14 protein-coding genes are annotated in these 18,091 nt (G+C 67.1%); 11 read left to right on the top strand and 3 right to left on the bottom strand.

Annotated elements, in window-relative coordinates; genetic code table 11:
• Nucleotides 1–89 precede the first annotated feature (89 nt).
• The 5 genes from AC2ITM_RS13375 to AC2ITM_RS13355 are packed head-to-tail and all read left to right on the top strand — an operon-like array spanning nt 90 to nt 6,596.
• Complete coding sequence (locus tag AC2ITM_RS13375) at nt 90–1,340, top strand: sarcosine oxidase subunit beta family protein (RefSeq protein WP_486469434.1); 1,251 nt, start codon at nt 90–92, stop codon at nt 1,338–1,340.
• Nucleotides 1,341–1,349: 9 nt separating this feature from the next.
• Nucleotides 1,350–1,622 (top strand): sarcosine oxidase subunit delta, encoded by a 273-nt coding sequence (locus AC2ITM_RS13370; RefSeq protein WP_486467127.1) that lies wholly within the window; start codon nt 1,350–1,352, stop codon nt 1,620–1,622.
• Complete coding sequence (locus AC2ITM_RS13365) at nt 1,619–4,558, top strand: sarcosine oxidase subunit alpha family protein (protein WP_486467126.1); 2,940 nt, start codon at nt 1,619–1,621, stop codon at nt 4,556–4,558. The genes AC2ITM_RS13370 and AC2ITM_RS13365 overlap by 4 nt, the downstream gene beginning before the upstream one ends.
• Nucleotides 4,551–5,126: a sarcosine oxidase subunit gamma gene (locus tag AC2ITM_RS13360; protein WP_486467125.1), complete on the top strand. Its 576-nt coding sequence runs from the start codon at nt 4,551–4,553 to the stop codon at nt 5,124–5,126. Before AC2ITM_RS13365 ends, AC2ITM_RS13360 begins: the two co-directional genes overlap by 8 nt.
• A gap of 36 nt (nt 5,127–5,162) precedes the next feature.
• A complete protein-coding gene (locus AC2ITM_RS13355) occupies nt 5,163–6,596 on the top strand; it encodes an NAD-dependent succinate-semialdehyde dehydrogenase (protein ID WP_486467124.1) in 1,434 nt (477 codons plus the stop codon).
• A gap of 83 nt (nt 6,597–6,679) precedes the next feature.
• On the opposite strand, the gene AC2ITM_RS13350 is transcribed toward AC2ITM_RS13355, so the two are convergent.
• The 3 genes from AC2ITM_RS13350 to AC2ITM_RS13340 are packed head-to-tail and all read right to left on the bottom strand — an operon-like array spanning nt 6,680 to nt 10,859.
• Entirely contained in the window at nt 6,680–8,194 is a 1,515-nt protein-coding gene (locus tag AC2ITM_RS13350) for an efflux transporter outer membrane subunit (protein ID WP_486467123.1), read from the bottom strand.
• Nucleotides 8,195–8,205: 11 nt separating this feature from the next.
• Nucleotides 8,206–9,771: a DHA2 family efflux MFS transporter permease subunit gene (locus tag AC2ITM_RS13345; protein ID WP_486467122.1), complete on the bottom strand. Its 1,566-nt coding sequence runs from the start codon at nt 9,769–9,771 to the stop codon at nt 8,206–8,208.
• Nucleotides 9,768–10,859, bottom strand: a complete 1,092-nt coding sequence (locus tag AC2ITM_RS13340) for an HlyD family secretion protein (RefSeq protein ID WP_486467121.1) — start codon at nt 10,857–10,859, stop codon at nt 9,768–9,770. The genes AC2ITM_RS13345 and AC2ITM_RS13340 overlap by 4 nt, the downstream gene beginning before the upstream one ends.
• Before the next feature lie 184 nt (nt 10,860–11,043).
• Here AC2ITM_RS13340 and AC2ITM_RS13335 point away from each other — a divergent pair, with 184 nt between their 5' ends.
• The 6 genes from AC2ITM_RS13335 to AC2ITM_RS13310 all read left to right on the top strand — a co-directional run bounded on the left by AC2ITM_RS13335 (nt 11,044) and on the right by AC2ITM_RS13310 (nt 18,091).
• Nucleotides 11,044–11,517, top strand: coding sequence for a MarR family winged helix-turn-helix transcriptional regulator (locus AC2ITM_RS13335; RefSeq protein WP_486467120.1), 474 nt, complete (start codon nt 11,044–11,046; stop codon nt 11,515–11,517).
• 477 nt (nt 11,518–11,994) lie between these two features.
• Nucleotides 11,995–13,239: a hydantoinase/carbamoylase family amidase gene (locus AC2ITM_RS13330; RefSeq protein ID WP_486467119.1), complete on the top strand. Its 1,245-nt coding sequence runs from the start codon at nt 11,995–11,997 to the stop codon at nt 13,237–13,239.
• Between the two features lie 171 nt (nt 13,240–13,410).
• Nucleotides 13,411–14,403: a LysR family transcriptional regulator gene (locus AC2ITM_RS13325; protein ID WP_486467118.1), complete on the top strand. Its 993-nt coding sequence runs from the start codon at nt 13,411–13,413 to the stop codon at nt 14,401–14,403.
• Between the two features lie 197 nt (nt 14,404–14,600).
• Nucleotides 14,601–16,178, top strand: a complete 1,578-nt coding sequence (locus AC2ITM_RS13320) for an ABC transporter substrate-binding protein (protein WP_486467117.1) — start codon at nt 14,601–14,603, stop codon at nt 16,176–16,178.
• A 108-nt stretch (nt 16,179–16,286) separates the two neighbouring features.
• Complete coding sequence (locus AC2ITM_RS13315) at nt 16,287–17,255, top strand: ABC transporter permease (RefSeq protein WP_486467116.1); 969 nt, start codon at nt 16,287–16,289, stop codon at nt 17,253–17,255.
• Nucleotides 17,252–18,091 carry an ABC transporter permease gene (locus tag AC2ITM_RS13310; RefSeq protein ID WP_486467115.1) on the top strand — a complete coding sequence of 280 codons (840 nt, stop codon included), beginning with the start codon at nt 17,252–17,254 and terminating at the stop codon, nt 18,089–18,091. The genes AC2ITM_RS13315 and AC2ITM_RS13310 overlap by 4 nt, the downstream gene beginning before the upstream one ends.

Genomic DNA, 18,091 nt, shown 5'->3' with positions numbered 1-18,091 from the left:
GGCAGGATATCGAAAGGAAATGTCCGTTGAAAGGAAGAACCGGCGCGGCTGCGGGCGTAGCCTGAGGGCAAGGACAAGGGAGTCGCATGATGAAATTCTCGGGGTTCAAGGTCTTCGCCGAGGCGCTGAAGGGCCATACCGGCTGGAAACCCCTGTGGCGCGATCCCGCGCCCAAGGCCGATTACGACATCGTCATCGTGGGCGGCGGCGGCCACGGCATGGCCACGGCCTATTTCCTGGCCGAAACCTTCAAGGAAGCCCGCGTCGCGGTGATCGAGAAGGGTTGGCTGGGCTCTGGCAACATCGGCCGCAACACCACCATCATCCGCTCGAACTACCTGCTGCCCGGCAACCAGCCCTTCTACGAAATGTCGATGAAGCTGTGGGAGAAGATGGAGCAGGACCTGAACTTCAACGCGATGGTGTCGCAGCGCGGGATCCTGAACCTGATCCATACGGATGCGCAGCGTGATGCCTACCGGCGGCGCGGCAATGCGATGCAGATCTCGGGGGCGGGGTCCGAACTGCTGGACCGCGAGGGGGTGCGCGCCATGTACCCCTGGCTGAATTTCGACAATGCGCGGTTCCCGATCAAGGGCGGGCTGATGCAGCGCCGCGCCGGCACCGCGCGCCATGACGGGGTGATCTGGGGTTATGCCCGCGCCGCCGACCAGCGCGGCGTCGACATCATCCAGAACTGCGAGGTCACGGGCTTCCGCATCGACGGTGGCCGGGTGCTGGGGGTCGAGACCTCCCGGGGCTATATCGGCGCGAAGAAGGTGGGCGTCGCGGTGGCCGGGTCCACCAGCCGGGTCATGCAGATGGCGGGCCTGCGGATGCCGATCGAAAGCCACGTGCTGCAGGCCTTCGTCTCGGAGGGGCTGAAGCCGGTGGTCGATGGCGTCATCACCTTCGGCGCCGGGCATTTCTACATCAGCCAGTCCGACAAGGGCGGGCTGGTCTTTGGCGGCGATATCGACGGCTACAATTCCTATGCGCAGCGCGGCAACCTGCCGGTGGTCGAGGAAGTGCTGGAAAGCGGCATGGCGCTGATGCCGCGGATCGGCCGCGCTCGCCTGCTGCGGATGTGGGGCGGCATCATGGACATGTCGATGGATGGCTCTCCGATCATCGACCATACGCCTGTGGATGGTCTCTATCTGAATGCGGGCTGGTGCTATGGCGGGTTCAAGGCGACGCCGGCCTCGGGCTATGCCTTCGCGCATCTGCTGTCCACGGGGCGGCCGCAGGAAACCGCCGCGGCCTACCGGCTGGACCGCTTTGCCCGCGGCCACCTGATCGATGAACGCGGCGCCGGCGCGCAGCCCAACCTGCACTGAGGCCTTCCCATGCTGATCCCCCATCCCCTTCTGGGCCTGCGCGACGCGGCCGAATTCACCTATCTGGGCGATGCGTCGCTGCTGAACCGCCCCGACCCCGCCGCCGGCGAGGCCGCGTTCTGCGACTATGTCTTTCTGCGCGACAACCCGGCGGGCGTGCACCGGGAACTGTGGTTCCACGAACAGGGCGACCGGTCCTGGCTGGTGGTCACGCGCAACACGCTGACCCATGAAATCCTGGGCGCGGAACTGGCGCGCGACGTGAAAGGCGGTGCCGCATGAAGCGCCTGACCGGCGGTCTGATCGACCGCAGCAAGACCCTCTCGTTCCGGTTCGACGGCCGCAGCTATACCGGCCATGCGGGCGACACGCTGGCGTCCGCACTGCTGGCCAATGGCGTGCAGCTGATGGGCCGCAGCTTCAAGTACCACCGCCCGCGCGGCGTCGTGGCGGCGGGCTCGGAAGAGCCGAACGCCATGGTCGAACTGCGCACCGGCCCTAGGCGCGAGCCCAACACCCGCGCCACCGTGGCCGAGCTGTTCGACGGGCTGGAGGCCCTCAGCCAGAACCACCTCGGGCCGCTGAACCGCGACCTGCTGGCGGTGAACGACCTGCTGTCGCCCTTCTTTGCGGCGGGCTTCTATTACAAGACCTTCATGTGGCCCCGGGCGTTCTGGGAAAAGCTGTATGAACCGGCGATCCGCCGTGCCGCGGGCCTTGGGCGCCTGGCCGAGGGCGACGATCCCGATGCCTATGACAAGGGCTTTCTTCATGCCGACCTGCTGGTGATCGGCGGCGGTGCGGCGGGCCTTGCTGCGGCGCTGACTGCGGGGCGCGCCGGGGCGAAGGTGATCCTTGCGGACGAGGACAGCCGTTTCGGTGGCCGCCTGCTGGCCGAAAGCCACCTGCTGGACGGCGCACCCGCCACCGGCTGGATCGACGCGGTGCTGTCCGAACTGCGCCGTATGGACAACGTCCGCCTGCTGCCCCGCACCACCGTTTTCGGCGTCTACGATCACGGCATCTATGGCGCGGTCGAGCGCGTCTCGGACCACCTGCCGACGCCCGGCAAGGGCGTGCGCCAGACCCTGTGGCGGATCACCGCGAAACGCGCCGTGCTGGCCGCTGGCGCCACCGAACGCCACATTCCCTTCGCCAATAACGACCGTCCGGGCATCATGCTGGCGGGCGCCATGCGCGCCTATGCCAACCGCTGGGCCACGGCGCCCGGCACCGACCAGCCGGTGGCGATCTTCACCAGCCATGACGACGGCCACCGCACCGCGCGCGACCTGATGCTGAAGGGCGTGCCCGTCACCGCCGTCATCGACAGCCGTATGGATGCGCAGCCGCAGGGCGACTATCGCCTGATCGCGGGCGCGCAGGTCACCGGATCGGTCGGGCGGCTGGGGCTGCGGGGCATCACCGTTGCAGGGCCGAAGGGCACGCAGCACATCACCTGCGGCGCGCTTGGCGTCTCGGGCGGGTGGAACCCCAACGTGCACCTGTCGTCGCACCACCGTGGCCGGCCGCTCTGGGATGGCGCGCTGCAGGCCTTTGTGCCCGGCACCGATGGCCCGGGCGGGCTGCTGGTGGCCGGGGCCGCACGCGGGCAGGGCAGCACCGCCGCCGCCCTGCGCGATGGCGCTGCCGTGGCCGTCCAGGCGCTGGCCGAACTGAACATCTTGGCCCCCGCCATCCCCCTGCCAGAGGCCGAGGATACGCCTGCGAATGGTGTGGCCCTCTGGCATGTGCCGGGCAAGGGCCGCGCCTGGGTCGATTTCCAGAACGACGTGACGGTCAAGGACATCGCCCTGGCGCACAAGGAAAACATGCGCCCGGTCGAGCATCTGAAACGCTGGACCACCCTTGGCATGGCGACCGATCAGGGCAAGACCGCCAACGTCACGGCGCTTGCCGTCATGGCGGAACTGACCGGCAGATCCATCCCCGAGACCGGCACCACGATCTTCCGTCCGCCCTATACCGGCGTCTCGCTTGGGGTGCTGGGCGGTGGCGACACCGGCCCCGATTTCCGCCCCCGTCGCCTGACCCCCACTGACGCTTTCGCGAAATCCCGTGGCGCGCCCTTTGTCGAGGTCGGCCAGTGGATGCGCGCGCAGTACTTCCCCGTGCCGGGCGAAACCCACTGGCGCCAGTCCGTCGACCGCGAGGTCCTTGCGGTGCGCGCGGGCGTCGGCCTCTGCGATGTGACCACGCTGGGCAAGGTCGATGTGCAGGGCGCCGATGCGGGCGAATTCCTGAACCGGCTCTATTCCAACATGATGGCGACGCTGCCCGTGGGCCGGGTCCGTTATGGGCTGATGCTGCGCGAGGACGGCTTTGCCTATGACGACGGCACCTGTGCCCGGCTGGGCGCGGACCATTATGTCGTGACCACCACCACCGCCAATGCGGGGCTGGTCTATCGCAACATGGAATTCGCGCGGCAGGGTCTGTGGCCGGATCTGGACGTGCAGCTGATCTCGACCACCGAGGCCTGGGCGCAGATCGCCGTCGCCGGGCCGAAATCCCGCGCCCTGCTGGAACGCATCGTCGACGGGTTCGACCTGTCGAACGCGGCCTTCCCCTTCATGGCCTGCAGCGACCTGACGATCTGCGGCGGGCTGCGCGCGCGGCTGTTCCGGATCTCGTTCTCGGGGGAGCTGGCCTATGAGATCGCCGTGCCCGCCCGCTATGGCAATGCGCTGATGGAACGGCTGATGCAGCAGGGCGCCGATCTGGGCGTCACCCCCTACGGGACCGAGGCGCTCGCGGTCCTGCGCATCGAGAAGGGCCATGCCGCCGGCGCCGAGCTGAACGGCCAGGCCACCGCCGCGATGATGGGGCTGGGCCGGATGGTGTCGCAGAAGAAGGACAGCCTGGGCGCCATCATGTCGCGCCGCGAAGGTCTGGCGGGTGATGCCCGCCGCCTGGTGGGCCTTGTCCCCGAGGATGGGGCATCCGCCATCGCCGGGGGATCGCACCTGTTCACCGACGGGGCGGAACGGACCATGGCGACGGATCAGGGCTGGATCACCTCGACCTGCCATTCGCCGCATCTGGGCCACCCGATCGCGCTTGGCTACCTGGAACACGGCGACACCCGCCTGGGCGAGGTGGTGATTGCCGCCAACCCGATCGAGGGTGCCGAGGTCCGCGTGCGTGTCACCTCGCCCCATTTCATCGACCCCGAAGGAGAGCGTCTTCGTGCCTGATCCCCTGATCCCGCTGACCGCCCTGGGCGGCACGACCCCCAGGACCGAAACCCACGGGCCCCTCATGCTGAGCGAACGCCCCGACGTGGCCATTGCCTCGGTCGCGCCGGGCCGGGGGGCGGCGCGTCCCGACCTGCCGCTGCCCGCGCCGATGGATCTGGCCGAGGCCGAGGGGCTTTGGTCCTTTGCCTCGATGGCGGACCAATGGCTGATCCTGGCGCCGGGTCAGGCGGAAACCGACTTTGCCGCCCGGATCGCCGCCCGTGCACCGGGATGCGCGGTGACCGAACAGACCGACGGCTGGGCCATGGTCGAAATCACCAGCAGCGCGGGTGCGGCGCCGATCATTCGGCTGCTGGAAAAGCTGGTGAACATCGACACCGACCGCCTGTCGGCCGGTCACGCGACGCGCACGGCTGTTCATCACATGGGCGTTTTCGTGCTGCGCCCCGAGGACACACGGCTTTGTGTCATGGGAATGCGCAGTTCTGCGGGCACCTTGTGGCATGCGCTCAGCCGGACGGCGCAATTGCAGGGAGAACCCCTTGCAGAGCCCGCCCTGTCCTGATCAGGTGCGCGCAATCGCAAGACAGGAGGATCTGCCATGAGCTATCCCGATACCCAACTCTTCATCAACGGCACCTGGAAGCCCGCGGCATCCGGCAAGACGATTCCCGTGATCAACCCGGCCACCGCCCAGCAGATCGGCACCGTCGCCCATGCCGAGAAGGTCGACCTGGACGAGGCACTGGCCGCGGCCGAGGCCGGTTTCAAAATCTGGAAGACCAGCTCTCCGCTGGACCGCTTCAAGGTGATGAACAAGGCCGCCGCCCTGATGCGCGAACGCGCCGACGAGGTTGCCGCCTGGATGACCGCCGAGCAGGGCAAACCCGTCGCCCAGGCCAAGGTCGAACTGATGGGCGCCGCCGACACCATCGAATGGTTCGCCGGTGAGGCGCGCCGCACCTATGGTCAGGTGATCCCGCCGCGCAACCCGGCCGTCACCCAGATCACCATCAAGGAAGCCGTCGGTCCCGTCGCAGCCTTCACGCCGTGGAACTTCCCCGTCAACCAGGTGGTGCGCAAGGTCTCGGCCGCGCTGGCCGCCGGCTGCTCGATCATCGTCAAGGCGCCCGAGGAAACCCCGGCATCGCCCGCCGCCCTGATCCAGTGCTTTGTCGATGCGGGCCTGCCCGATGGCGTGCTGAACCTGGTCTATGGCGTTCCGGCGGAAATCTCGGGCTATCTGATCCCGCATCCGCTGATCAAGAAGATCTCGTTCACCGGCTCGACCCCCGTGGGCAAGATGCTGGCGGGCCTCGCCGCGCAGCACATGAAGAAATCGACCATGGAACTGGGCGGCCACGCGCCGGTGCTGGTCTTCGACGATGCCGATATCGACGCGGCCGTGTCGGTGATGGCGGGCTCGAAGTTCCGCAACGCGGGCCAGGTCTGCGTGTCGCCCACCCGCTTCCTGATCCAGGATCCGGTGGCCGATGCCTTCACCGAAAGCTTCGTGGCCGCCGCCCGCGCCGTCAAGGTCGGCGCCGGCACCGAAGAGGGCGTCGAGATGGGCCCGCTGGCCAATGACCGCCGCATCCCCGCCATGGAAGAGCTGATCGGCGACGCCATCGAGCGTGGCGCCAAGCTGGCCACCGGCGGCAAGCGCATCGGCAACGAGGGCTGGTTCTTCGAACCCACCGTGCTGACCGACGTGCCCACCGATGCCCGCATCATGAACGAAGAGCCCTTCGGCCCGGTGGCGATCATCAACCGCTTCACCACCGATGACGAGGCCTTTGCCGAGGCCAACCGTCTGCCCTTCGGTCTGGCGGCCTATGCCTGGACCACCTCGGCCGCGCGCAGCCAGCGCATCCGCGCCGAAGTGCAGGCCGGCATGGTCACGGTGAACCACAACGGTCTGGCGCTGCCCGAGGTCCCCTTCGGCGGCATCAACGACAGCGGCCAGGGCACCGAAGGGGGCTCGGAAGCGATCGAGGCCTACCTGCAGACCCGCTTCATCACCCAGCTGAACTGAGGCCGGGACGATCCGAAAGGGAAGGGGCGGAACCATCGGTTCCGCCCCTTTTCGTTTCCGCTCTGTCCGGTGGCGCCCTGGCGTCAGCCCTTGGCGGCGGCCTTCGCCGGTTGCGCCGCGGCGGTCTGCTGGGGGGCGGGCGGTGCCGTCCAGCCCAGGCCAAGGCTTTTCTGCAGCGCGATATAGGCGGTCGACAGCTGCGCACGGCCCTGTGCCAGCGCCAGCTGGGTCTGCAGTTCCTGGCGCTGGATATCCAGCATGTCGATCAGCGACAGCGTGCCCGCCTGGTTCAGCGTCTGCGACAGGTCCGAGGCGCGCGTCGCATTGGCGCTGGCATCGGCCAGCTTCGCCACGTTGGCCCGCCGCCCCTCGAACTGCGCAAGCGAGCTTTCGGCGTCTTCCAGCGCGCCCAGCACGGCCTTGCGGTACTCGGCCTCGGAGGCATCAAAGCCCGCCTGGCTGGAGGCAATCGCCGCCTTCGTCCGCCCGAGGTTCAGGAAGTTCCACGACAGCGACGGCCCGCCCAGGATAGAGATCGAATCCGTCCGCAGCAGCGCGTTCGCATCGGTCGATCCGGTGGTCGCCACGCCCATGAAGGTGATCTTCGGGAAGTAGCCGGCGATGGCCTGGCCGATCTGTTCGTTGCTGGCGGCCAGATTGCGTTCGGCGACCCGGATGTCGGGGCGGCGGCGCAGCATGGCCGAGGGCGAGCCGACGTTGACCACCTTCGGCGGCGCCGGGATGCGACCCGACCGCGACAGCTCCTTGTCCAGCGTGCCCGGCTCCAGCCCGCACAGCGCCGCGATCTGCGCCGAAAGGGATTTGACCTGGGCCTGCATCAGCGGCAGGTCGGCCTCGGTCGTGGCCAGCTGGGTCTTCAGCCGGGCCAGCGACAGGTCGGATGCCGTGCCCTGTTCGACCTGCTGCTGGGTCAGCGTCAGAGTGCGCTGCTGCAACCCGATCGACCGGCGCGAGATCGCCAGCTGTTCCTGCGCGGCCCGCAGGCTGACATAGGCGCGCGCCACCTCGGCCGACAGCTGCACCTGGGCATCCGCCAGCTGGGCGGCGGCGGCTTCGGCCTTGGCCTGGGCGCCGCGCAGCTTGCGGGTGTCGCCGCCGGCGGGGTCGAATTCCCACGAGGCGGTGAACAGGTCGTTGTAGATCGTGGTGTTGTAGCTGCCGGGCACCGTCACGGTATCATCACCCGAAGCGTTGCGCAGCGCCTCGGTCAGCCCCGAGGTATCGCCCAGCCCGACATGGGCGCGCATCGCGCCGACGCTGGCGGACCCGCTTGGCCGCAGCCCCGCCTTGGTCGAGCCGAACTGCGCCTCGGAGGCGCTGACACGGGCGCGGGCGGCGGCCACATCGGGGCTGGATTTCAGGGCGATGTCGATCAGCCGTGTCATCTCGGCATCGTGGAACCCGGCCCACCACTGGGCGGGCGGGTAGTAGCCGGTGATGCCCTGTCCGGTGTTCTGGAAGGACTTCGCGGCCTCGGCCTTGGGGGCCACTTTGGGGGGACCGGCATAATCCGGGCCCACGGTGCAAGCCGCCAGGAAGGGCAGGGCCGAGAGAAGAAGAAGGGATCTGGTGCGCATCGGCCGCCCTTTCAATGCATTGCGGAAGGCCCCTGGCCCTTGGGCAGGGGACGAAGGATGAAGGCCAGCGGCACGACGACGATCAGCGCCACCGCATAAAGCCAGAAGATGTCATTGTAGGTCATCACCAGCGCCTGCACATTCACCAGTTGCGAAAGATAGCCCAGCACTGTCTCGGTTCCCTGCGGGGAGCCCGAGGCCTGGCTCAGCATCTGCTGCACCTGGGGGGAATTGGCGGTGATCTGCTCGCTCAGGCGTTCGGCATGGAAGGCCGAGCGCTGAGAGTTCAGCGTGGCGATCAGCGCCAGCCCGATCGAGCCGCCAAGGTTACGCGCGGCGTTGAACAGCCCCGAGGCGTCCTCGGCCTTCTCGTCAGGCACCGAGGAACTGGCGGCCTGGTTCAGGAACAGCATCGAGAAGCCCTGGCCGATCCCCCGCAGCACCTGCGAGACGTAGAAATCCGCCCCCGTCGCATTGGCGGTCAGCGTGGTGTCGACCCAGCACGAAAGGGAATACATGCAAAAGCCGAAGGCCACCGCGACCCGCAGGTCGATTGCCTTGATCAGGATCGGGATGAACGGCATCATCGCCAGCGTCGGCAACCCCGAGATCAGCACGATGATCCCCGATTGCAGCGAATTGTAATCGGCGATGGATGCCAGGAACTGCGGGATCATGTAGGCCATGCCATAAAGCGCCGCGCCCAAAAGCAGCGCCATGATGAAGACCGAGCCGAATTCGCGTCCCAGCAGGATCGACAGGTCGATCACCGGCCGCTTGGCAAAGACCTGGCCCACCATCAGCAGGAACAGCCCCACCGCCGTCAGCACCGACAGGGTGACGATCATGTCGGACTGGAACCAGTTGTCGCGCTGGCCTTCCTCCAGCACCACGGTCAGGCAGCCCAGGCCCATCGACATGCCGATGATGCCCAGCCAGTCGGCCTCTTCCAGCACCTTCAGGCGCACGGGGGTGTGCTTCATGCCGGTGAACAGCAGCACGGTCAGGAAGATCCCCACCGGCAGGTTGATGAAGAAGGCATAGTGCCAGCTGACGGTCTCGGTCAGGTAGCCGCCCAGCAGCGGGCCCAGGACCGGGCCCATGACGGCGGTGAAGCCGAACAGGGCCATGCCCACGGGGCGCTGCGCCGGCGGCAGCCGGGTCGACACGATGGTCATCGCCGTCGGGATCATCGCCCCGCCGGTGAAGCCCTGGCCGATCCGGCCCGCGATCATGCTGCCCAGCGTGTCCGACACCCCGCACATCATCGAGAAGATGACGAACAGGATGGTCATGCTCAGCAGGAAGGTGCGCAGGCCCAGCATCCGGGTGAACCAGCCGGTCAGCGGGATCATGATGATCTCGGGCACCAGATAGGCGGTCGAGATCCAGGTGGCCTCGGTCGAGGAGGCGCCGATCGCCCCCTGGATCGTCGGCAGCGCCGAGTTGGTGATCGAGATATCGAGAGTCGCCATCAGCGCGCCGAGCGTCCCGGCGAAGACGGTCAGCCAGTCCGACCCATCCGCCTTCTCGCCCGGCTTCCACTGGCGGCGGGCGCCAGGCTGGACGTCGCTCATTTGTCGTCACCGGTGCGGGTGTCGACGGTCGCGGTGACCGACATGCCCGGGATCAGCCGCGCCATCACCGCCGGATCCGCCTGGATCGAGATCCGCACCGGGACGCGCTGCACGATCTTGGTGAAGTTGCCGGTGGCATTCTGCGACCCCAGCAGCGAGAACCGTGCGCCGGTCCCGGGAGAGAAGCTTTCCACCGTGCCGTGCAGTTCGGCATCGGGCAGGGCGTCGACCTCGATCTTGACGCTCTGGCCGACCTTGATCTCGGCCAGCTGGGTCTCCTTGAAGTTGGCGGCCAGATAAAGCTGCGTCATCGGCACGATGGTCATCAGGTTGGTCCCCGATTGCACCAGCTGGCCCTTCTGCACCGACCGGTCGCCGATCTTGCCGTCGATGGCGGCGCGGACCTCGGTGTGATCGACATCGAGCTGCGCGCGGCGCTGCTGCGCCTGGGCCTGCACGATGCCTGCCTTGGCCTGCCCGACGGATGCCTCGGCGGTGGCGACGGCAGCCTTGGCCGAGGCCAGCTGAGTCTGCGCAACCTTCACCTGGCTGGCGGTCTCGTCCCGGGTCGAGGTCAGCTGCGACATCTGTTCCGAGGTCGCGGCGCCGGATTTCACCAGCGGCGCATAGCGATCCACCTGGCTTTGCGCGAAATCGGCCTTGGTCTGGGCGCTTTCGACCTGGGCCTCGGCCTGGTCGACCATGGTCTTGGAACGCTCAAGCTCGGCCTGGGCGCTGCCAAGGTCGGCCTCGGCGGCGGTCTTCTGGGCATCCGCCTGTTCCAGCGCCGCCTTGTAATCCGCCGCGTCGATGCGCACCAGCACGTCGCCCGCCTTCACGTCGGCATTGTCCTGCACCAGCACTTCATCGACATAGCCGGTCACCTTGGGCGACACGGCCACCTGGTCGGCCTGGATATAGGCGTCGTCGGTGCTTTCCATGAAGCGGCCTTCGGTCCACCAGCCATAGCCCCACCAGCCGGCCCCGACCAGAGCGGCGATGAGGATCACCAGAAGGATGACCTTGCCCTTGCTGCCCTTTTTCTTGGGGGCGTCCGGGGTGCTTTGTTTTTCGGGCTGTTCGCTCATGATGTCACTTCGTCCTTCTCGTACCGTGACGTCCGCACCGCCCCGAGGAGAGGGCGGGTGCAGCGGCAAAGCTGCGTCGTGTTGGGCAGATGTTGGGCTGACCGTGGGGAGGGGTGTCTTTACTTCTTACGATGGCTTATTATAAGTCTCCGTAAGACTTGGCAAGACGGAGAGGTGAAATGCCATGAAGAGGCTTGCCCTGCCGCTGCACGAGGCGGCGCAACTTCTCAAACGTGCCTTCGAATGCGAAACGCGGGCGCAGAAGATGACGCTGACGCATTGGCGCATTCTGGGGATCGTGATGACGCGCGGGCCCAGCACCCAGACGGAACTGGCCAGCCTGATGAAAGCGCGGGCGATGACGATCTCGGATGCGGCCGAGCGGCTGGAAAGCCGCGGCCTGATCCAGCGCGAGACCGACCCGGCCGACAGCCGCGCCAAGCGGGTGATCCTGACCGAACCCGGTGCCCGGCTGATGGAGCAGACCCGCACCCGCATCGACGGTATCGGCACCCGGGCCCTGAAAGGCGTGCCGGCCGAGGATATCGAGGTCACGATCCGCACCCTGCATGCCATCGTGCAGAACCTGGATGACCAGAACCAGGTCCTGAGCCTGTGTCCGGCCGATATTGCCGACCCCGACGCGCCTGACCGCTAGGGCCCAGGGGGGCGTCCCGCCTGAAGGCCGCCGGAACTGCCTGGATTTCGGGCAGCATGGCGCGGCTTCCCGCCGCGATCCTGCGGGGCCTTGGGGGGATGCGGCGCGGGGATCCTGACCGGGACCCCCGGGGCGTGGTTCCCGTTCTGCGCTGGGCCCGGGGCAAAGCGGATGCCTTATGCCAGTGCACCCGCCCCGGTTCGGACGGATGACGGGCAACCCCAGGATCATCAAATGCGGCCAAGTCCATGATCCCGGGGCCTGGACTGGCCTTGCCACAGCAGGACCGGGCCCTTGCACATCGCAGCTGGCCGGCGGATCTGGCCGGCCCCGGCAATCCCCGGTTCGTGGCCCGCCATAGGGTCCGGTAATGCGCAGTATCCCGCATCCTGATTGGTCCCGGCGTCGCGCACATGGTTCGATCCCGGCAACAGAAGGGGCGGCCACCACGGCCCGCCCCCGCACAGGAGAGGGCCGATGATGCAGGCGAACCCCACTGAACCCCGGATCGAGGCCGCGCGCCTGTGGTCCGACCTGATGACCATGGGCGCGATCGGCGGCACGGCCGCCGGGGGCTCGATGCGGGGGGCGCTGACGGATGCCGACCGCGAGGGGCGGGCGCTGTTCCGCCACTGGGCGCAGGAGGCCGGGCTGAGCCTGCGCACCGACCGGATCGGCAACATCTTCGCCCGCCGCGAGGGCTCTGATCCCCTGGCCGCGCCGGTGATGGTGGGCAGCCATCTGGATACCCAGCTGCCGGGCGGGCGCTTTGACGGCGTGCTGGGCGTGCTGGCCGGGCTGGAACTGTGCCGCGCCCTGGACCGCGCCGGCATCACCACCCGCCGCCCCCTCGAGATCGTCGACTGGACCAACGAGGAGGGCGCCCGCTTCCAGCCCGGCGTGATGGGATCGGCGGTCCATGCCGGCACCCTGTCGCTGGAAGAGGCACTGTCGCGCACCGATCCCGAGGGCCGCGTGCTGGGCGCCGAGCTGGCGCGCATCGGGGCGGCGGGCGATGCCCCCGTGCCCGGTCCCGCCCCCCATGCCTATCTTGAACTGCATATCGAACAGGGCCCCGAGCTGGAGGCCGCGGGCCTTGACGTGGCGATGGTGACGCGCTCTTCGGCGATGTGTTCGGGCTATGCGACGATCCGGGGCGCCAATGGCCATACCCAGACGCTGGCAATGTCGGAACGCCGCAACGCGCTGGTCGCCGCCGCCAAGCTGATCCTGCGGATCGAGGCCATCGGCGCCAGTGTCGAACCCCAGGGCATGGTCAGCGCCTCGGTGATCGGCAACTGGCCGAACAACCGGGTCAACATCCCGCATCTCAGCACCCTAAGCTGGGCGGTGGTGCATCAGGATCCGGCGGGCCGCACCGCAATCACCGACCGCATCGCCGCCGCCGTTGCCGAAATCGCCGCCGAAACCGGCCTGGAGATCGACCTGCAACACCGCCACTACCGCGAGCCCTGCATCTTTGATGCGGCGATGATCGACCGCGGTCAGCAGCTGGCGCAGCAGATGGGCCTGGGGGTCACCACCATGCCGACGCTCACGGCCCATGATGCGCTGACCCTGTCGGAACGCTGCCCGACGGCGCTGATCTTCGTGCCCTGCCGGGGCGGCGTTTCGCACAGCGAAGCGGAATGGTGCACGCCGGAACAGGCCGCCCATGGCGCCCAGCTGCTGCTGCGGATGGTGCAGGAGGCCGCCGCCTGATCTGCGCTTGAAACGGGCGTTCGCCTGCCCGAAGATACGCCGTCTGCCCGCTGCCCCGCGGGCAGGCGGGCCGCGTTCTTGACCTTCGTCCGGTGACCGGCGACCCCTGTGTCAGCCGGGCCTTCCGCTGGTGGCCCGTCAGGGAGGGCAGGACACAAGGGACGCGGGACCATGGATTCGGGATTTTCTCATCTGGACTGGAACCTGCTGCGCAGCTTCGTGACGATTGCGCAGTCGCGCTCGATCACCGATGCGGCACAGCGGCTGTGCCTGACGCAGCCGGCGGTCTCGGGCAGCCTGAAACGGCTGGAGGAACAGGTGGGCCACCGGCTGATCGAGCGCAGCTCGACCATGTTCGAACTGACCGAGGCCGGGCGCACCCTGCTGGCCGAAGCGCTGGAGATCACGGCCGCGGTCTCTCGGTTGCCGGCCTCGCTGGGGCAGGCCGAGAAGGTGCTGACCGGAGAGGCGACCATCGTTCTGGCCAGCCATGTCGAAAGCCCGGATTTCGACGCGGCCCTGGCCACCTTTCACCGCCGCCACCCGCAGGTGCAGCTGACGCTGCGCGTCGAGGCCTCGCGCGAGGGGCTGGCGATGGTGGCGGCGCGGCGCGCCGAGATGGGCGTCTGCATCATCGGCGAGCGCAACCTGCAACTGGATTACACGTTGCTCTTTCACGAGCATTTCGGCCTTTACTGCGGGCCCGCCCATCCGCTTTTCGGGGTCGAGGGGCTGCAGCCCACCGACCTGGCGGGGCATGATTCCGTGGGCTACCTGGCCGAACATTCCAACCGCGCCATGCACGAGCTGGCGGCGCTGCGCCTGCGCTGCGGGCTGAACCCCGATCTGGTGGGCCGCGCCCATAACCTTGAAGAGGTCAAGCGGATGGTGATCGCGGGCTTTGGCATCGGGCCGTTGCCGGTGCATGTGGTGGAACGTGATTGCGCCGCCGGCCGGCTGTGGCGGCTGCCCCCCTACGAGGGCACGCCGCAGGCCGGGATCTACTTCGTCAGCCAGCCCGCCGGGCTGCGCAACCGCATGGAAGAAGAACTGCATCGCGCATTTTCCGAGCAGATCGCCGATCGCCCGCCCGAGATGCGGGTGTTTGGCGCCTCTCCGCGAGACCGCCATCAGGGCATTGAAAACATGCGGGAAAATTCTTGACCTCTGATGCGGCATAGACGGGCCTGATAGGCCGGATTGGTCAAAATAATTCGACATGATGGGGGGGCGTCCGCAGTCTTGGGGTCAGGGTAGACGCCCCAGAGACGTACCGGACCCAACCGCCTTCACCCATGACGGCAGGGGGTCCTTCCAGAAAAGGCCGGATAAACGGCCGTTCCAACAGGAAGGTCACGACCATGCTTTCTTCGACTGCGCTCCGCCGCGGAGCGCTTGCGCTTTCCCTTTGCCTGACGGCTGGCACCACGGCAGCCCTGGCCGAGGACACCCCCGTCGCCGGTGGCCGCCTGGACCTGGTGGTCCAGCCCGAACCCCCCAGCCTGATGATCGGCATCACCACGAACGGCCCCAGCCTGCTGGTGGCGGGCTCGATCTACGAGGGGCTGCTGCGCTATGACGAACACCTCAAGCCGATGCCCTCGCTGGCGGAAAGCTGGGAGAAATCCGCCGACGCGCTGACCTATACCTTCCACCTGCGCAAGGGCGTGCAGTTCTCGGACGGGCAGCCGTTCAGCTCGAAGGACGTGCTGTTCACCTTCACCAAGTTCCTGACCGAGACGAACCCGAAATGGCGCGAGGTCATGCGCCATGTCGAGACGATCACCGCCCCCGACGACAACACCATCGTCTTCAAGCTGAAGGAACCCTACGGCCCCTTCATCCGCTCGTTCAGCTATACGGTTTCGCCGATCATCCCGGCGCATCTCTATGAAGGCACCGACTTCAGCAAGAACCCCAACAACGACAAGCCCGTCGGCACCGGTCCCTTCATGCTGAAGGAATGGCAGAAGGGCTCGTACATCGACCTGGTGAAGAACCCCCACTACTGGAACCCCGGCCATCCCTACCTGGATGAAGTCGTCTACCACGTGATCCCCGACGCGGCCTCGCGCGCGACGGCCTTCGAGGGACGCACCGTGTCGGTGCTGCCGGGCGGCTCGGTCGAGAATTTCGACATTCCGCGGCTGGCCAAGGAAAAGAACGTCTGCCTGACCGAGAAGGGCTGGGAATACAACGGCCCGATGTCCTTCCTGTGGCTGAACAACCGCGAAGCCCCGATGGACAACGTCAAGTTCCGTCAGGCGGTGATGTACGCGCTGAACCGGCCGATGATGCTGAAGGTGCTGTGGAACGGCTATGGCAAGGTCGCCAGCGGGCCGATCACCTCGTCGATCCCGTTCTTCGACAAGGTCGATCCGCAGTACGACTATGACCCCAAGAAGGCCAAGGAACTGCTGAAGGATATCGGCTACAAGGGCGACAAGCCCCTGCGCCTGCTGCCGCTGCCCTATGGCGAGACCTGGCAACGCTGGGCCGAGGTGGTCAAGCAGAACCTTTCGGCCGTCGGCATCCCGGTCGAGATCGAATCCACCGACGTCGCGGGCTGGAACCAGAAGACCTCGCAATGGGATTACGACATCGCCTTCACCTATCTGTATGAAAACGGCGACCCGGCGCTTGGCGTGGCACGGAACTACATTTCCAGCCAGATCACCAAGGGCAACCCCTTCGCCAACGTCGAGGGCTATTCCAACCCCGAGATCGACACCCTGTTCGACAAGGCCGCCGTCGCCCCCACCGACGAGGAACGCCAGTCGCTCTATACCGACATCCAGAAAAAGCTGCAGGCCGACGTGCCCGTGGCCTGGCTGCAGGAACTCAGCTTCCCGACCCTCTACGACTGCTCGGTGCAGGACCTGGTGAAGACCGCGAACGGCATCGGCAACTCTCTGGGCGACGCCTGGATCAAGAAGTAAGCCGGGCAGGGGGCCTGCGGGTCCCCGGCCCTTGCCTAGGCCCGGCGCGCGGCACTGCCTGCGGCGCGCCGGGTCCCCTCTTACCGTGACAGAACGGGCCCCTCCCTCATGATACGTTTCCTGTTCGGGCGGCTGGTGAAGATCGTCATCATCCTCTTCGCCATCTCCGTCCTCAACTTCTGCCTCATCCACATGGCCCCGGGCGATCCGGCGCTGGTCATGGCGGGCGAGGCGGGTGACGCCGACCCGAAATTCATCGCGGAGCTGCGTGCGCAATTCGGTCTGGATCAGCCATTCTACATCCAGCTGTGGACCTACATCAGCCACGTGGCGCATCTGGACCTGGGCTATTCCTACCGCCAGCAGGCCTCGGTTCTGTCGCTGATCCTCGACCGGCTGCCCGCGACGCTGCTGCTGTCGCTCTCGGCTTTCGCGATCTCGCTGGTGCTGGGGGTCTTTGCGGGCGTCATCGCCGCCGCGCGGCAGGGCAAGCCCTCGGACAGCATCATCAGCACCATCGCGCTGCTGTTCTACGCTACGCCGCTGTTCTGGATGGCGCTGATGGCGGTGCTGCTGTTCTCGGTCGAGCTGGGCTGGCTGCCGGCCTTCGGTTATGAACAGGCGGCCTCGACGCTGACCGGTGTCGCAAGGATGCTTGATATCCTCAAGCACCTGATCCTGCCCGCGGTGACGCTGGGGCTGTTCTCGATGGCGACCTATGTGCGCATCACCCGGGCCTCCATGCTGGAGGTGAACCGGCTGGACTTCGTCAAGACCGCCCGCGCCAAGGGCCTGAAATCGCATGTCATCCAGCGCCGTCACGTGCTGCGCAACGCGATCCTGCCGGTGGTGACGCTGGCCGGCCTGCACGCAGGCCAGTTGGTCGGCGGCGCCGTGCTGATCGAAACCGTCTTCGCCTGGCCGGGCATCGGCCGGCTGATGTTCGAAGCCCTGCAAAGCCGCGACTACAACCTGCTTCTGGGGGTCTTCACCGTGTCGGCCGCGCTGGTGCTGCTGTTCAACCTGATCACCGACATCCTGTACCGTGTCGTCGACCCGAGGATCCGCCTGTCATGAAAGACTTCTGGAAAGCCTACAAGCAGAACCGCGGCGCCGTCGTCGGCCTGTGGATCCTGGGGATCGTGCTGGTCCTGTCGATCGTCGCGCCCTTCCTGTTCCCCGAAAGCCCCTGGGACATGGTCAACATGCCCTTCATGGCGCCCTTCCAGGACCCGACGGTCATGCTGGGCACCGATACGCTGGGCCGCGACATTGCCTCGGGGCTGGCGCATGGCGCCTATGTCTCGCTGCTGGTGGGGATCGTGTCGACCGTGGTCAGCCTGGCCATCGGCATCCCGATCGGGGCGGCTGCGGGCTATTTCGGCGGCTGGGTGGATGACATCCTGTCGCGCATCACCGAATTCTTCCAGGTGATCCCCAGCTTTGCCTTCGCCATCGTGCTGGTCGCGATCTTCCAGCCCTCGATCACCTCGATCATCATCGCCATCGCGCTGGTCAGCTGGCCGCCCGTCGCCCGCCTGCTGCGCGGCGAGGTGATGTCGCTGCGCCGTCGCGAATTCATCGAGGCGGCCGAGCTGTCGGGCCAGAGCAGCCTGACCATCATCCGCCGCCAGATCCTGCCCAACACCATCTCTCCGGTCATCGTGCTGGCCTCGATGATGGTGGCGACGGCGATCCTGACGGAAAGCGCGCTGGACTTCATGGGCCTTGGTGATCCCAACGTCATGAGCTGGGGCTACATCATCGGCGCCGGCCGCACCGTGCTGCGCCAGGCCTGGTGGATCAGCTTCTTCCCGGGGCTGGCGATCCTGCTGACCGTGCTGGCCTTCAACCTGATCGGCGAGGGGCTGAACGACGCCCTGAACCCGCGTCTCAAGAAGCGGAACGCGTGA

The organism is Pseudooceanicola sp. NS-SX9 (assembly GCF_057380705.1).
The sequence above is the reverse complement of the archived record's forward strand: the minus strand, read 5'-3'. Positions and strand labels throughout refer to the sequence as shown.

Coding starts and splice junctions, on each gene's coding strand:
- AC2ITM_RS13375 (WP_486469434.1), top strand. CDS start 90: ATGAAATTCTCGGGGTTCAAGGTCTTCGCCGAGGCGCTGAAGGGCCAT.
- AC2ITM_RS13370 (WP_486467127.1), top strand. CDS start 1,350: ATGCTGATCCCCCATCCCCTTCTGGGCCTGCGCGACGCGGCCGAATTC.
- AC2ITM_RS13365 (WP_486467126.1), top strand. CDS start 1,619: ATGAAGCGCCTGACCGGCGGTCTGATCGACCGCAGCAAGACCCTCTCG.
- AC2ITM_RS13355 (WP_486467124.1), top strand. CDS start 5,163: ATGAGCTATCCCGATACCCAACTCTTCATCAACGGCACCTGGAAGCCC.
- AC2ITM_RS13350 (WP_486467123.1), bottom strand. CDS start 8,194: ATGCGCACCAGATCCCTTCTTCTTCTCTCGGCCCTGCCCTTCCTGGCG.
- AC2ITM_RS13345 (WP_486467122.1), bottom strand. CDS start 9,771: ATGAGCGACGTCCAGCCTGGCGCCCGCCGCCAGTGGAAGCCGGGCGAG.
- AC2ITM_RS13340 (WP_486467121.1), bottom strand. CDS start 10,859: ATGAGCGAACAGCCCGAAAAACAAAGCACCCCGGACGCCCCCAAGAAA.
- AC2ITM_RS13335 (WP_486467120.1), top strand. CDS start 11,044: ATGAAGAGGCTTGCCCTGCCGCTGCACGAGGCGGCGCAACTTCTCAAA.
- AC2ITM_RS13330 (WP_486467119.1), top strand. CDS start 11,995: ATGATGCAGGCGAACCCCACTGAACCCCGGATCGAGGCCGCGCGCCTG.
- AC2ITM_RS13325 (WP_486467118.1), top strand. CDS start 13,411: ATGGATTCGGGATTTTCTCATCTGGACTGGAACCTGCTGCGCAGCTTC.
- AC2ITM_RS13320 (WP_486467117.1), top strand. CDS start 14,601: ATGCTTTCTTCGACTGCGCTCCGCCGCGGAGCGCTTGCGCTTTCCCTT.
- AC2ITM_RS13315 (WP_486467116.1), top strand. CDS start 16,287: ATGATACGTTTCCTGTTCGGGCGGCTGGTGAAGATCGTCATCATCCTC.
- AC2ITM_RS13310 (WP_486467115.1), top strand. CDS start 17,252: ATGAAAGACTTCTGGAAAGCCTACAAGCAGAACCGCGGCGCCGTCGTC.